General features: G+C 64.8%; 16 protein-coding genes and 1 pseudogene. 7 read left to right on the forward strand and 10 right to left on the reverse strand.

The window, feature by feature from the left end:
• Positions 1–7: 7 nt before the first annotated feature.
• Positions 8–1,201, reverse strand: a complete 1,194-nt coding sequence (locus ACSHT2_RS09080; protein ID WP_440641265.1) for a low temperature requirement protein A — start codon at positions 1,199–1,201, stop codon at positions 8–10.
• A 24-nt stretch (positions 1,202–1,225) separates the two neighbouring features.
• On the reverse strand, positions 1,226–1,462 hold the full coding sequence (locus ACSHT2_RS09085) for a BolA family protein (RefSeq protein WP_011088461.1): 237 nt from the start codon (positions 1,460–1,462) through the stop codon (positions 1,226–1,228).
• A 183-nt stretch (positions 1,463–1,645) separates the two neighbouring features.
• Between ACSHT2_RS09085 and ACSHT2_RS09090 the strand changes: the two genes are divergently transcribed.
• A complete protein-coding gene (locus ACSHT2_RS09090; protein ID WP_271532977.1) occupies positions 1,646–2,005 on the forward strand; it encodes a DUF427 domain-containing protein in 360 nt (119 codons plus the stop codon).
• Positions 2,006–2,150: 145 nt separating this feature from the next.
• Here the strand turns inward: ACSHT2_RS09090 and ACSHT2_RS09095 are convergent, their stop codons facing one another.
• Positions 2,151–2,324: a DUF1328 domain-containing protein gene (locus tag ACSHT2_RS09095; RefSeq protein ID WP_007612121.1), complete on the reverse strand. Its 174-nt coding sequence runs from the start codon at positions 2,322–2,324 to the stop codon at positions 2,151–2,153.
• 178 nt (positions 2,325–2,502) lie between these two features.
• Between ACSHT2_RS09095 and ACSHT2_RS09100 the strand changes: the two genes are divergently transcribed.
• Positions 2,503–3,690 (forward strand): acyltransferase family protein, encoded by a 1,188-nt coding sequence (locus tag ACSHT2_RS09100; RefSeq protein ID WP_440641266.1) that lies wholly within the window; start codon positions 2,503–2,505, stop codon positions 3,688–3,690.
• Positions 3,691–3,755: 65 nt separating this feature from the next.
• Here ACSHT2_RS09100 and purL read toward each other — a convergent pair whose 3' ends face one another.
• Positions 3,756–5,966 carry a phosphoribosylformylglycinamidine synthase subunit PurL gene (purL, locus tag ACSHT2_RS09105; RefSeq protein WP_440641267.1) on the reverse strand — a complete coding sequence of 737 codons (2,211 nt, stop codon included), beginning with the start codon at positions 5,964–5,966 and terminating at the stop codon, positions 3,756–3,758.
• Positions 5,967–6,150: 184 nt separating this feature from the next.
• On the opposite strand from purL, the gene ACSHT2_RS09110 reads away from it, so the two are divergent.
• Both ACSHT2_RS09110 and ACSHT2_RS09115 read left to right on the forward strand, forming a co-directional pair.
• On the forward strand, positions 6,151–6,630 hold the full coding sequence (locus ACSHT2_RS09110; protein ID WP_440641268.1) for a PaaI family thioesterase: 480 nt from the start codon (positions 6,151–6,153) through the stop codon (positions 6,628–6,630).
• 74 nt (positions 6,631–6,704) lie between these two features.
• On the forward strand, positions 6,705–7,670 hold the full coding sequence (locus ACSHT2_RS09115) for a DMT family transporter (protein ID WP_319330308.1): 966 nt from the start codon (positions 6,705–6,707) through the stop codon (positions 7,668–7,670).
• 274 nt (positions 7,671–7,944) lie between these two features.
• Here ACSHT2_RS09115 and ACSHT2_RS09120 read toward each other — a convergent pair.
• Together ACSHT2_RS09120 and purQ are read right to left on the reverse strand one after the other, a co-directional pair.
• Positions 7,945–8,179, reverse strand: a pseudogene (locus ACSHT2_RS09120) (tripartite tricarboxylate transporter substrate binding protein BugD); the annotation flags it as partial.
• A complete protein-coding gene (gene purQ, locus ACSHT2_RS09125; RefSeq protein WP_440641269.1) occupies positions 8,176–8,877 on the reverse strand; it encodes a phosphoribosylformylglycinamidine synthase subunit PurQ in 702 nt (233 codons plus the stop codon). The gene purQ and the pseudogene ACSHT2_RS09120, both read right to left, overlap by 4 nt.
• 168 nt (positions 8,878–9,045) lie before the next feature.
• Here purQ and ACSHT2_RS09130 point away from each other — a divergent pair, with 168 nt between their 5' ends.
• Positions 9,046–10,062 (forward strand): magnesium and cobalt transport protein CorA, encoded by a 1,017-nt coding sequence (locus tag ACSHT2_RS09130; protein WP_440641270.1) that lies wholly within the window; start codon positions 9,046–9,048, stop codon positions 10,060–10,062.
• Positions 10,063–10,145: 83 nt separating this feature from the next.
• Here ACSHT2_RS09130 and purS read toward each other — a convergent pair whose 3' ends face one another.
• Both purS and purC read right to left on the reverse strand, forming a co-directional pair.
• Positions 10,146–10,388, reverse strand: coding sequence for a phosphoribosylformylglycinamidine synthase subunit PurS (gene purS / locus ACSHT2_RS09135; protein ID WP_440641271.1), 243 nt, complete (start codon positions 10,386–10,388; stop codon positions 10,146–10,148).
• Positions 10,389–10,402: 14 nt separating this feature from the next.
• Positions 10,403–11,170 carry a phosphoribosylaminoimidazolesuccinocarboxamide synthase gene (purC, locus tag ACSHT2_RS09140; protein WP_173015815.1) on the reverse strand — a complete coding sequence of 256 codons (768 nt, stop codon included), beginning with the start codon at positions 11,168–11,170 and terminating at the stop codon, positions 10,403–10,405.
• A gap of 322 nt (positions 11,171–11,492) precedes the next feature.
• Between purC and ACSHT2_RS09145 the strand changes: the two genes are divergently transcribed.
• Complete coding sequence (locus ACSHT2_RS09145) at positions 11,493–11,816, forward strand: DUF1476 domain-containing protein (protein WP_440641272.1); 324 nt, start codon at positions 11,493–11,495, stop codon at positions 11,814–11,816.
• A gap of 5 nt (positions 11,817–11,821) precedes the next feature.
• Here ACSHT2_RS09145 and ACSHT2_RS09150 read toward each other — a convergent pair whose 3' ends face one another.
• Complete coding sequence (locus ACSHT2_RS09150) at positions 11,822–12,790, reverse strand: LysR family transcriptional regulator (protein ID WP_440641273.1); 969 nt, start codon at positions 12,788–12,790, stop codon at positions 11,822–11,824.
• Between the two features lie 105 nt (positions 12,791–12,895).
• On the opposite strand from ACSHT2_RS09150, the gene ACSHT2_RS09155 reads away from it, so the two are divergent.
• Positions 12,896–13,723, forward strand: coding sequence for an isocitrate lyase/PEP mutase family protein (locus ACSHT2_RS09155; RefSeq protein WP_440641274.1), 828 nt, complete (start codon positions 12,896–12,898; stop codon positions 13,721–13,723).
• Here the strand turns inward: ACSHT2_RS09155 and cynS are convergent.
• Positions 13,710–14,192 carry a cyanase gene (gene cynS / locus ACSHT2_RS09160; RefSeq protein ID WP_319329625.1) on the reverse strand — a complete coding sequence of 161 codons (483 nt, stop codon included), beginning with the start codon at positions 14,190–14,192 and terminating at the stop codon, positions 13,710–13,712. The genes ACSHT2_RS09155 and cynS overlap by 14 nt on opposite strands.
• Positions 14,193–14,203 lie beyond the last annotated feature (11 nt).

Below are 14,203 nucleotides of genomic sequence, written 5' to 3' on the forward strand. Positions count from 1 at the left end.
CCGGGGTTCAATGCTCCGCCGCTTCTTCCGCCTCGGATCCCAGCGACACCGATTCCCACACCGCCACGACGATCAGGATCATCGTGGTGGCGACCGACAGCCACAGCGGCGAGAGGTCGGCTGCGAACCACCACAGCACCAGCAGCAGGATGATGCCGATCCCGTGCGAGAGCTGGAGGAAGCCGCGGATCGCGTACTTGAAAAGAATGGTGCCGACCAGGAACACCAGTGGGCCGCCGACCGTGCTCACGATGGTGCGGGTGTCGGAATGGCCGGTCGGGTGCTTCAGCACCAGCTCGTCCGAGACCGCGGTCAGAATGATGCCGGCGACGATCGGCGTGTGCAGATAGGTGTAGGCGAGCCGGGCCAGACGGCCGGATTCGGCGGACTTCGAGATGCGCTCAGCTCCGGCCTCCGCGCCCTTGTGAAAATAGATCCACCACATCGCGATGGCGCCGACCAGCGCCGAGACGAAGGCCAGGATGTTGTTCGCGGTCCAGTCGAGCTCGGCGAAGGTGGCGCCGTTGACGACGACGGCTTCGCCCAGGGCGATGATGACGAACAGCGCGCAGCGCTCGGCCATGTGGCCGCCTTCGACGGCCCACGCCTCGAGCGAGGAAAACCCGAGCTTCGGAATCCAGAAGCGTGCCGCCGGCGAGATGTATTCCCATGTCACCGCCGCGATCCACAGCCATAGCCGCGTATCTCCCTCGGACAGACCGCCTGCGATCCATAGGACCGCGGAGATCGACAACCACGTCAGGATGCGGATCGCGTTGTGCCGCACGGCCGTTCGATGCCGCGGCGTTGCGAACAGCCAGAATGCGGTACGTCCGACCTGCATCGCCGCGTAGGCAATCGCGAACCACAGGCCGCGCCCCTCGAACGCGGTCGGGATCGTCGTCGACAGCACGAGGCCGCCCAGCATCATCGAAAAGAGCAGGAGGCGGACCGGCGTCAGCTCGGGGTTGAGCCAGTTGGTGACCCAGGCGGTGTAGACCCACACCCACCACACCGCGAGAAACAGCACCGCGACGTGCACCGCGCCGAGCGGCGTGAAATGATGCAGCAGCGTGTGCGAGATCTGCGTGACGGCAAAGACGAAGACGAGGTCGAAGAACAGCTCGACAAAGGTGACGCGGCTGTGCTGGCTCGGCACGATAACGCGAAACATCGCGCCGCGAGGATTGTCCGCAGCCATCATCGCCCCCGTGACACGGTCAGGTCAGGTGCCGGGTACGCCGGTTTGCAGCGCCAGCGCGTGCAGGACGCCCCCCATCTGGCCCCGCAGGGACTGGTAGACGATCTGGTGCTGCTGGACGCGCGACTTGCCGCGGAAGGATTCCGAGATCACGGTCGCGGCATAGTGGTCGCCGTCGCCGGCGAGGTCACGGATGGTCACCTCGGCATCGGGGATCGCTGCCTTGATCATCGCCTCGATATCGTGGGCGTCCATGGGCATTCGGGTCTCGCTCCTTCTCGTCCAAGCGTTCGAATCGCTGCCGGGGTCCCCTCGCCGGCAAGCTCAAACTTAGCGTGAACGGCCTTCTCCGTCACGCCTTCCGGCACTATATCCGTGATCCCATCAGGATAAAGGCACGACAAAGTGCCGCGCGCGGCAGATTGATCGAAAAGGCGTGAAATCATGAAGCTTCCAGGGCCCGACCACCCCATCACCATCACCCCAAATCCCCGGCGCGTCCGGGTGACTGCCGGCGACATCGTCATCGCCGAGACCAGCAAGGCGCTGACCCTGAAGGAGGCCAAATATCCGGCGGTACAATATGTGCCACGAGAGGACACCAAGATGGCCCTGCTGGAGCGCACCGACCGCGTCACCCACTGCCCGTACAAGGGGGACGCGAGCTATTTCAGCGTCAAGGCCGACGGCAAGACGCTGGACAACGCAATCTGGACCTATGAGACGCCCTTCCCCGCCATGACCGAGATTGCCGGCCATCTCGCATTCTATCCGGACAAGGTGAAGATCGAGGAAGTGGGGTAGTTTCTGCGCCGACTCGTGCCGTCATGGCCGGGCTTGTCCTGGCTTGTCCCGGCCATCCACGCTTGTTTGACAGCCGCGATACCGAAGACGTGGATACCCGGGTCAAGCCCGGGCACGACGACTGCGGGTGATGACGCAGGCCCGGCTACGCCCTGAAGATCGTGAGGCCCAGTATCAGCAGCACGAGGAAGATCACGACAAAGACGTAGAACAGGAAACGGGCGATATCGGCGGAGGCGGCCGAAATGCCGGTGAAGCCGAGCACGCCGGCCACGATCGAGACAAGCAGGAAGATCAACGCCCATTTCAGGATCGTCATGGCCAGCTCCGAAATTGCTGCCGCCTTTTGCGGCCCCTCAAGCCCTTTTCGCGGATGCTAACTGCGCTATGCGGAACTGGTTCCTAACCGCATCAGAGCCCGGGAAGCCTCTGACCCTTGCTGAATCAGGTTCCCGGCGGCACAGTCCGGCCGGGACAGAAGCGTTATCGGGGCGGCCATGATCACGGTGTCACATTCAGCGAGAATGGGCGCGGAGGCTCACGACGCGCCCATGAGCAAGGCGCGTAATTTGTCGCTCGACCGCGCCCGCACCTTCCTGACGCTGGTGGTGCTGCTGCACCACGCCGTCATTCCCTACACCTATTTCGGCCACACCGATCCGACCTCCTGGATCGGCTTCGATATCGTCGTGCTCGCCACCGACAGCTTCTTCATGGCGATGTTCTTCTTCCTGTCGGGACTGTTCACCTGGCCGGGCATCGCGCGCAAGGCGCCATCGGTTTTTCTGCGCGACCGCCTGTTGCGGCTGGGGCTGCCGTTCGTGATCGCAGCCTTCACCGTCATCCCGCTCGCCTATTACGCGATCGCGCTGCGGCAGGAGCCCGAGCTGACCTTCGCCGCGTTCTGGTGGAAGACGGTGACATCAGGCCCGTGGCCCAGCGGCCCGATCTGGTTCGTGTGGGTCCTGCTCGCCTTCGACCTGGCTGCAAGCCTGCTCTACCGGGTCTCGGCGCATCTGGTCGATCCGGTCAATCGCGTCTCGCTTCGTGGGTTTAAACAGCCGGCCGTCTTCTGGCTGCTGCTCGCCGTCGTCAGCTTGGTCGCCTACGTTCCGGCGCTGGTCTATTACGGCGTCAACGAATGGTTCGAGTTCGGGCCGTTCTCGGTGCAGGCGAGCCGTGTCCTGCTCTACTTCGCCTATTTCTTCATCGGCGCCGGCGTCGGTGCCGCGAACCTCGATCACGGCATCCTCGGCGCCGAGGGCCAGTTGCCGAACAGCCGCTGGCAGTGGGGCATCATCACGCTGATCCCCTACTGCCTGATGTGGGGCATGATCTACATCAAGCGCGAGATTCTCGGTAATCCCGATCCGCTGCCACACTGGTACGATGTGTTCTACGGCACGTTCTTCGTGCTGTTCTCGGCCTCGATCATGCTCGCGATCCTCGCCTTCTTCCTGCATTCGAAAGCGCCGGGGCCGAACCTGCTCGACCGCATGCAGGCCGATGCCTATGGCATGTTCCTGGTGCATTACCCGATCGCGCTGTGGATCCAGTACGCGCTGTACGATTACAGCCTGCCTGCGATCGTGAAGGCCGCGGTCGGCTTCGTGCTCACGGTGATCCTGAGCTGGGGCGTGACGGCGGGCTTGCGGAAGATTCCGGGAGCCTCGCACGTTCTGTGAGGGCGAACTCGTTCCACTCGTCATTGCGGGTCCCAACTCGCAATGACGGAGTTTGTGGCGCCGCCTCAGGCCGCCTTGCCGCCCATATATTCCGGCAGCCAGCGTTCGAACGACTTGCGCAGCGTGTCGATCGCAACCGGCGCTTCGCCTGCGATCGCGATCGCATCGCCCCCGGTGGTGCCGATCCGCACGCACGGCACTTCGCAGCCACGCATCTTGGCGAGCACGCGGCCGGCTTCCGCTTCCGGCACGGTGACGAGATAGCGCGCCTGGTCCTCGCCGAACCAATAGGCCTGCGGCACCAGCGCGGTCGGCGCCGCGAGCAGTTTTGCGCCGATGCCGCTCGCCATCGCCATCTCGGCAAGCGCGATCAGGAGGCCGCCGTCGGAGAGGTCGTGCACAGCCGTCGCGGTGCCCGCATGGATCATGCCGCGCACGCAATCGCCGTTGCGCTTCTCGGCTGCGAGATCGACCGGCGGCGGTGCGCCCTCCTCGCGGCCGCAGATGTCGCGCAGGTAGACCGACTGGCCGAGCCAGCCGTGGGTCTCACCGACCAGCAGGATCGCCTCGCCTTCGGCCTTGAAGGCGAGCGAGGCGGATTTGGTGAAATCGTCGAGCAGGCCGACGCCACCGATCGAGGGCGTCGGCAGGATCGCGCGGCCGTTGGTCTCGTTGTAGAGCGAGACGTTGCCGGAGACGACCGGGAAGTCGAGCGTGCGGCAGGCTTCCGAGATGCCCTTCAGGCAGCCGACGAACTGGCCCATGATCTCGGGCCGCTCAGGATTGCCGAAGTTGAGATTGTCGGTGATCGCGAGCGGCTTGCCGCCGACCGCGGTGATGTTGCGCCAGGCTTCCGCCACCGCCTGCTTCCCGCCCTCAAACGGGTCGGCCTCGCAATAGCGCGGCGTGACGTCGACGGTCAGCGCCAGCCCCTTCGGCCCGTCCTGCACGCGCACCACGGCGGCATCGCCGCCCGGGCGCTGCATGGTGTTGCCCAGGATGACGTGGTCGTACTGCTCCCAGACCCAGCGCTTGGAGCACATGTCGGGCGTGCCGATCAGCTTCTCCAGCGCAGGCCCGAGGCCCATGGGCGCCGGCACCTCGCGCGCATGCACGACCGGCAGCGCGGCGGACGGGACATGCGGGCGGTCATAGAGCGGCGCCTCGTCGCCGAGCTCCTTGATCGGCAGATCGGCCATCACGTCGCCGCCATGCTTGACCACGAAACGCTTGCTCGGCGTGGTGTAGCCGACGACGGCGAAGTCGAGTCCCCACTTCCTGAAGATCGCCTCGGCCTCCTTTTCCTTCTCGGGCTTGAGCACCATGAGCATGCGCTCCTGGCTCTCCGAGAGCATCATCTCATAGGCGCTCATGCCGATCTCGCGGGTCGGCACCGTATCGAGATCGAGGTCGACGCCGAGATCGCCCTTGGCGCCCATCTCCACCGCCGAGCAGGTCAGGCCCGCCGCGCCCATGTCCTGGATCGCGATGACGCAGCCCTTCTCCATGATCTCGAGGCAGGCCTCGAGCAGCAGCTTCTCCGCAAAGGGATCGCCGACCTGCACGGTCGGACGCTTCTCCTCGGACTTGTCGTCGAATTCCGCCGAGGCCATCGAGGCGCCGTGGATGCCGTCGCGGCCGGTCTTGGAGCCCAGATAGACGATCGGCATGTTCACGCCGGAGGCGGCCGCATAGAAGATCTTGTCGGCATCGGCGAGGCCGACGGCCATCGCGTTGACGAGGATGTTGCCGTCATAGCGGGTGTGGAAGCGCACCTGGCCGCCGACGGTCGGCACGCCGAAGGAATTACCGTAGCCGCCGACGCCGGCCACCACGCCGGAGACGAGATGCCGGGTCTTGGCATGCTCGGGCGCGCCGAAGCTGAGCGCATTGAGGCAGGCGATGGGACGCGCGCCCATCGTGAACACATCGCGCAAAATGCCGCCGACGCCGGTGGTCGCGCCCTGATAGGGCTCGATGTAGCTCGGGTGGTTGTGGCTCTCCATCTTGAAGACGACGGCCTGGCCGTCGCCGATGTCGATCACGCCGGCGTTCTCGCCGGGCCCCTGGATCACCCAGGGCGCTTTGGTCGGCAGGCCGCGAAGATGGATGCGCGACGATTTGTACGAGCAATGCTCGTTCCACATCGCCGAGAAGATGCCGAGCTCGGTGAAGGTCGGCTCCCGCCCGATCAGCTTGAGGATGCGCTCATATTCGTCGGGCTTGAGCCCGTGGGCGGCAACCAGTTCGGGGGTGATCTTGGGTTCGTTCTTCATGGATTCGGGGCTTTCGGCGGCGGTTGGCCGTTCTTAGGAACATCGGGGGCTCGCGAAAAGCCCTTTATGGCGCATTTTCCCGCTGTCCCACGTTTTGCGCCGGGGGCCCCGCGGGAACAGGAATTGCACGGCACGGACGGATCGGATTTAAGGGCTCATGACCCGCAATTGAAGGCCCATTTCCTTGCACGAATTGACCAAAACACCTCCGCCCCGCCGCCCTGATCTCCACGTCGCCACCGAGGGGGAATTTACGGGCTGGCGGACCTGGATTCGCGACAGTTTCGAGTCCCATATCGGCCCCTTCTGGCACCGGATCGAGGAGGACGGCAGTGTCCGCAGCGCCTTCCGGGTCGAGAAAAAGCACCTCAACGGCTCAGGGAACGTCCATGGCGGCTGCTTCATGGCGTTCGCCGACTATTGCCTGTTCGCAATCGCCACCCACGAGCTGGATGGGCCGGCGGTGACGACCAATTTTGCCTGCGATTTTCTCGACGGGGCCCGCGAGGGCGAGTTGGTCGAATGCGTCGGCGAAGTGTCTCGGGCCGGCGGCTCGCTGATCTTCCTGCGTGGCAGGCTCACCTCCGACGGACGGCCGCTGTTCACCTTCTCCGGCACGATCAAGCGGGTGAAGCGGAAACCGGCACCGCAGCCAAACGCATAGCTCGACCGCTTCCCTTTTCGCGCCCCCTCGCCCAAAGTTGGCCAAGCGCTTTTGCGCCGGGGAGCAGGAACAAGGTGCCGCAGAGCACATCGGAGGCGGGTCGCGCGGCGGCATCCGCATCAACGCCGTTGCCGTCCATGCCCGCCACCGGCGCGCGCAGCTGGCGCGACTACGCCCTGCTGTTGGCACTGGCCTGCTGCTGGAGCTCCACCTATCCGCTGGCGAAGCTGGCGCTGGATACGATCCCGCCCATCACCTTCATCTCGGCGCGCTCGCTGATCGCGGCCGCCTTCCTGTTCGCGATCCTGTGGGTGCGCGGGGTCGGCATCCCGACCGACGCGAAAGCCTGGAAGCTGTTCGCGACCCAGCAATTGATCAACTCGACCTTCCCGTTCCTGATCATCACCTGGTCGCAGCAATATGTGCCGGCGTCGAACACGGTGGTGCTGGCCTCGACGACGCCGATCTTCGCCTTCCTGATCACCTCGCTGATCACGCGGCACGAGCCGGCGACGCTGCTCAAGCTCGCCGGCGCGATCCTCGGCCTTGCCGGAACCATCGTTATCGTCGGCCTCGATGCGCTGCGCGGCTTCGGCAGCGAGATCATCGCGGAGATCGCGATCCTGCTCGCCACGATCTCCTTTGCCTGCGCAACGATCTTCGGCCTCAGGCTGTCCGAGTACGACCCGATGGTGGTGGCGGCCGGCTCACTGCTGTTCGGCGGCATGATCCTGCTGCCGCCCTCGCTCCTCATCGACCAGCCCTGGACGCTGCAGCCGACGCCGACGGCGATCATCGCCACCATCGTCATGGGCATCGTCTCCAGTGCCTTGGGCTTGATGCTGTTCTATGTCTGCCTCGGCCGGCTCGGCACGCTGACCACGAATGCGCAAGGCTATCTGCGCATCCCGATCGGCGTCGGCCTGTCCGTGCTGCTGCTCGGCGAGAGCGTGCCGTCGAACCTCGCACTGGGGCTGCTGCTGGTGATGGCCGGCGTCGCCGCGATGACGGTCCCGGCGGAACGGTGGAAGGGGCGCTAGCGCCGACCATGAGCGCTGCCTGAAAGCCCGGTGGTGGATCGGATCTCAGGTGGAAGAAGAGCCAGGACGCCCGGAGAACCAGTGCAACTGGTCAAAAAACTCGCCGAAAATCCCCGCTGCATAGCGCGACGCTTCGATGTGTTCGGCGAGTTGAAGCATCCGATGGATCCGCATGCCACGCTCAAAGGTCCCGGTAGAATTCTGCAATTTCGCTCCAGGGCCTGGGCACGCTTGCGCCCTGAGCAGCGCTCACTTCCGATCTTTGGCATCGTCAGCGAGCATTTTCCGATGAGCCGCCGGCGCCGGCAACGTTCTCGATCACGATGGTCTGGCCGAGCGCGATGCCATCTGCTCGGCGACCGTGCGCGCGAGCACGTCCGCGGTGCCGCCGGCCGCGAACGGCACGATCATGGTGATCGGACGTTCTGGAAATCCTGTGCGAACGCTGCGGTCGCGGACGACGCCGCCGCAATCGCGGCGAGCGTCCGCTTCAACACCGGCAGGATCACGCGGCCCTTTCCAGATGCTGGACGAGGCCGGCGAACAGGCCGCGACCGTCGGTGCAGCCCATGATGTCTTCGACGTGGTTTTCCGGATGCGGCATCATGCCGAGCACATTGCCCCTGTCGTTGACGATGCCGGCGATGGAATGCGCCGCGCCGTTGATGTTGGCGGCCTCGTCGACCACGCCGTCGGCGGAGCAGTAGCGGTAGAGCACCCGCCCCTCGCCTTCGAGCCGCTTGATGGTTTCTTCGTCCGCCTCGTAATTGCCCTCGCCGTGCGCGACGGGCACGCGGATCACCTGCCCGGCATTGTAGCCGCGGGTGAACGGGGTGTCGGAGCGCTCGACGCGCAGGTGCACATCCTTGCAGATGAACTTCAGCCCCGCATTGCGCATCAGGACGCCCGGCAGCAGGCCGGATTCACAGAGAATCTGAAAACCGTTGCAGACGCCGAGCACGAGCCCGCCCTTGGCCGCATAGTCGCGCACCGCGTCCATCACCGGGGCCCGCGCCGCGATCGCGCCGCAGCGCAAATAATCGCCATAGGAGAAGCCGCCCGGCACCACCACGAGATCGGTGCCCGCAGGCAATGACGTCTCGGCGTGCCAGACCATCGCCGGCTCGCTGCCCGAGATCAGCCTCAAGGCACGCGCCATGTCGCGCTCGCGGTTGATTCCGGGAAAGACGAGGATGGCGGCTTTCATGGCAGAGGTTCCGACGGTGGCGGGAATTGGGGCTGGCCAACGGGCCAATTCGGCAAGAGACATAACCATTTGACGGGGATTTTACCAGTGCTAGCCTTGGTCGAGCGCCTTGTACACAGGCGATAGTCGCACGCCGATCGGCCAGTCGCTTTGCCCGGGATTGAAGCCATGAACGTCCCGTCGCTGCCCGCATCCCCCTCCGAGCCGGTGCCCACCGAGGGCGTCGTCGCCGCCGGCGCCTATGTCGATGGTCGGCGCGTCGCCAATATCGCCATCGGTGAGGCCTCGAGCTGGCGGGCCAAGCCCGGCCACGTGGTCTGGATCGGGCTGCACGAGCCCGGCATGGCGCTGCTCGGGGCGGTGCAGAAGCAGTTCGACCTGCATGAGCTCGCCATCGAGGATGCCAACCACGCCCATCAGCGGCCCAAGATCGAGCAATATGGCGACGCCCTCTTCATCGTCGCGCGCACCGCGCAATTGATCGAGGGCCGGATCGCCTTCGGCGAGACGCACATCTTCGTCGGCGAGGGCTATCTGGTCTCGGTGCGCCACGGCGCTTCGACCTCCTACGCGCCGGTGCGCGAGCGCTGCGAGAGCTGCCCGCGGGCGCTCGCGCGCGGCGAAGACTACATTCTCTACGCCATCCTCGATTTCATCGTCGACAACTACTCGCCCGTGCTCGAAAGCATCCACGAGGAGGTCGAGGGCATCGAGGACGATGTGCTCTCCAAGCCGATCAGCAAGGCGCAGATCGAGCGGCTCTACATGCTGCGCCGCGACCTCTTGCGGCTCAGGACCGCGATCGGCCCGCTGGTGGAGGTCTGCCGCCGCCTCGAGCATGACGAGCTGGCGATGGTGCGGCAGGCCATGCAGCCGCTGTTTCGCGACGTCACCGACCACGTCAGGAACATCCAGGAGCGCATCGATTCCATGCGCGAGGTGCTGGCCTTCGCCTTCGAGGCCAGCCTCCTGGTCGGCCAGGCGCAGGAGACGGCGGTGTCGAAGAAGCTCGCCTCGTGGCTTGCGATCATCGCAATCCCGACCGCGCTCGCCGGCATCTACGGCATGAACTTCAAGCACATGCCGGAGCTGGAATGGGATTACGGCTACTACATGCTGCTCGGCGTGATGCTGACGGCCTGCACCGCCCTGTACTGGCGCTTTCGCAGCGTGGGGTGGCTGTGAGGCGCCGATCCGATCTACGAGGCAGACGCCTCACTTAGGACTTCAAAGATCAACTCGTTGTTGACCTCGCCCATCGCTATCTCTCAGCCCTTCATCTCGATAGCATAATTCTCGATCACGGTGTTCGCCAGCAGCTTGTCGGCGGCTTGCTTCAGCGCGGCTTCCGCCTTGGCCCTGTCGGCACCGGCGAGCTCGATGTCGAACACCTTGCCCTGCCGGACGCTGGCGACACCATCGACGCCCAGCGATTTCAACGCGCCTTCGATGGCCTTGCCTTGCGGATCGAGGATGCCCGTCTTCAAGGTAACGGTGACACGTGCCTTCACGTCAAAATCCTCTCTCAGCTCTTCACCAGCACCGGGCCGGAGCCCTGCGGACGCTCGTTCTCCATGAGGATGCCGAGTCGCTTTGCGACTTCGGTATAGGCCTCGAGCAGGCCGCCGAGATCCCTGCGGAAACGGTCCTTGTCGAGCTTCTCGTTCGATTTAATGTCCCACAGACGGCAGGAGTCCGGCGAGATCTCGTCGGCGACGATGATGCGCATCATCTCGTTCTCGAACAGGCGCCCGCACTCCATCTTGAAGTCGACGAGGCGGATGCCGATGCCGAGGAAGAGGCCGGTGAGGAAATCGTTGACGCGGATGGCGAGCGCCATGATGTCGTCGATCTCCTGCGGCGTCGCCCAGCCGAAGGCGGTGATGTGCTCTTCCGACACCATGGGGTCGTTGAGCTGGTCGTTCTTGTAGTAGAATTCGATGATCGAACGGGGCAGCTGCGTGCCCTCCTCGATGCCCAGGCGCTGCGACAGCGAGCCGGCGGCGACGTTCCGAACCACCACCTCGAGCGGCACGATCTCGACCTCGCGAATCAACTGCTCGCGCATGTTGAGCCGGCGGATGAAATGCGTCGGCACCCCGATGTCGTTGAGGTGCTGAAACAGGTACTCCGAGATCCGGTTATTGAGGACACCCTTGCCCTCGATCACCTGATGCTTTTTTGCATTGAACGCGGTGGCGTCGTCCTTGAAGTGCTGGATCAGGGTACCGGGCTCCGGACCTTCGTAAAGAACCTTTGCCTTGCCTTCATAAATGCGACGCCGACGGCTCATTGGGATGTACCGTGTTTTGTTGAAATCCATGAATTTGGTGTGCTCCGGTTGACTAGGATTACGACCCACAGCGGAGCTGCCGTGAACGGCTGGGAACCCATCTATAAACCCTTGGAAACAGAACGGGAACCAAGCCTTTAGGCAACCTATCCGATTGGCTGTCCCAGCACAATCGATCCGGCCGTCCGGCGCCAACTTATACCATCTTGCCTGCGGCTTAACGGCCCGTTGTTTTGCCGATTCGTGCTATCTATGTAGGCATGCAGCCGGGGCGCCGCAACGGAAGGCTCCCGCGCCATTCAGCAGGGATTTGGAACAAGGCATGAGCGAGTTCGACAAGCGCCAGGAAGGCTTCGAGAAGAAATACGCCCTCGACGAGGAGCAGAAATTCAAGGCGGAGGCCCGCCGCAACCGGCTGCTCGGGATGTGGGTGGCCGAAAAGCTCGGCATTACCGGCGATGCCGCCACCGCCTATGCCAAGGAAGTGGTCGCGGCCGATTTCGAGGAGGCCGGCGATGCCGACGTCGTGCGCAAGATCACGGCCGATTTCGCCGCCAAGAACGTCGCGGTCACCGAGCAGGCGATTCGCGCCAAGATGAGCGAACTGCTCGCGGTGGCGGCCGCCGAGGTGAAGGCGGGGAAGTAATCGCTTCAGCCGACACGCTGGCGCGCAATGCCGTTGCGCGCCAGCGATTTCTTTCTGGGCGTGGTCGAGACATCCGGCCCGGCATAGTTGCGGCGGATGGTCTCGAGCAGGCGCTTTGCGGCAGCGCTCAGAAAGCCGCCGCGACGCGTGACAAGGACGATGTCCTGGTCCGCGGCGAGATCGCCCACGGCGATCGTCGCGATCGAGGCCGCGCGCAGCTCCTCCGCCACGTGGCTTCGCGCCAATAGCGCAAGGCCAAAGCCCGACTCCACGAGCCGCTTCTGCGCGGTGAGGCTGTCCACGGCCGTCCACTCCACGTCGCCGAGCCCCTGCGTGAGAAACAGCGCGAACACGTGAGCCGCGGCGACCTCGCGACGCCCGCGCGTCTCCGGGAAGGCGATCCAGCGTTCGCCGTGAAGCTCGGCGAGGCGCTTCACGCGCCGTCCGGCCAGCGGATGATCGGGCGCACAGACGACCTGCAGCGCCTCGCGCAGCACCAGCTCGCAGGCGAGGTCGCCGGAGCGGTCGGTGTCGTAGCGCAGGCCGATCGTGGCCTCGCCGCGCCGGATGAGATCGCTGACCTCGACGCTGGTCGCCGTCCGCAAGGTCAGCGTGACGGCTGGATTCTCTCTGGCGAACCGCTTCATGATGGTCGACAGGCGGCCGTCGGCAAGCGTGCCGGTCACGGCCAGCGAAACCGGCCCCGAATTCTGCCTGGTCAACGCGCGTATAGCCTGCTCGGCGTCCTGCGCCGCGGCAACCGCGCGCTCGGCGTAAGGGATCAGCACGCGCCCGGCATCGCTGAGCCGCGTGCGGCCTGCCACCCGCTCGAACAGCGGCACGCCGAGCTCCTGCTCCAGCAGGGCAATGCGACGCGAGATCGCCGGCTGCGAGCGGTGCAGGAATTTCGCGGCATTCGAGATCCCACCCCTGCGATGAATGGTCAGAAAGGTGTTGAGGGCGTCGCTGTCCATCCCGAAGCTCATGCAAAAAGCTGATGACCTCAGAAAGAATAACAAATTTGGCGGATGGCGAGAATGCTCCTAAGGCTGCCTGAACCGACAACATGGAGGTGAGCCATGACAAGCCAAGTGGACAAGGCGACGGCGTTCCGCGCGCTGCACGAGCGGCCCGGGGCCTTCATCATTCCCAATCCATGGGATGCCGGTACGGCCAAGCTGCTCGCAGCGATGGGCTTCGAGGCCCTGGCGACCACGAGCCTCGGGGTGGCCAACATGCTCGGCAGCAGCGGCGTCAGTCTCGATGTCATCCTCGCCAACGCGCGCGCAATCGCCGAAGCCACCGACCTGCCGGTCAGCGTGGACCTCGAGAATTGCGGCGCAGACGAGCCGAAGCGCGCCGCCGAAGCGATGCAGCGTGCCGCCGAGGCCGGCGCGGTCGGGGGCTCGATCGAGGATTTCAGCGGCGACCGCGATCGTCCGATCTACGACTTTTCCCATGCCGTCGAGCGCGTCCAGGCCGCCGTGGAAGTGGCGCGCGCGCTGCCGATTCCGTTCACGCTGACGGCGCGTGCGGAGAACTTCCTGCACGGCCGCAAGGACGTCGACGACACGATCCGCCGCCTGCAAGCCTTCGAGGCCGCGGGCGCCGACGTTCTGTATGCGCCCGGCCTGTACGATCTCGCCACGATCCGGACTGTCGTCTCCTCACTCGGCAAGCCGTTCAACCACGTGATGGGCTTTGCCGACCCGACGCTGACAGTTGCGCAATTGTCCGCCGCTGGCGTCAAGCGCATCAGCGTCGGCGGGGCCATGTCGCGCTACGCGCTCGCCGCGTTCCTGAACTCTGCGCGCGAGATGAAGGACAAGGGATCCTTCACCTACGTTCGCGAGATGGCTGCGGTCGGCGAGCTGCGCGCCGCCTTCGCCGCGGTCACCCCTCCTTGAAGCCGTATTCCGGCACGTTGCCGCTGGCGCCGTAATATTTGTACGGCAGGAACTTGCCGCTCATGGTGATCTTGACGCGATCGCCCTTCGGGTTCGGCAGGCGCTCCATCACCATGTCGAAATCGATCGCCGACATGATGCCGTCGCCGTACTCCTCCTCGATCAGCGCCTTCCATGCGGGGCCGTTGACCATCACCAGCTCGTAGAAGCGGTAGATCAGGGGGTCGGTCGGCGGCATCGGCATGCCGCGCATCGGCGTCTCGTTCAGCATCGCAACTTCCGCCTTCGACAGGCCGAACAGCTCGCCTGCATTGGCCGCCTGCGGCTTCGTCAATTTCATCTGGCCGAGGATGGCGCCGACGATCAGCACTTCGGAATAGCCGCCGATCTGCTCGCAGATGTGCTTCCAGCTCCAGCCCTTCTCGCGCTTGATGTCGAGCAGCTTTTCGGTGAGGTCTTCGCGCTTCATGTCAGGGTCTC

The sequence above is a fragment of the Bradyrhizobium sp. PUT101 genome (assembly GCF_052043945.1).
Lineage (GTDB): Bacteria > Pseudomonadota > Alphaproteobacteria > Rhizobiales > Xanthobacteraceae > Bradyrhizobium.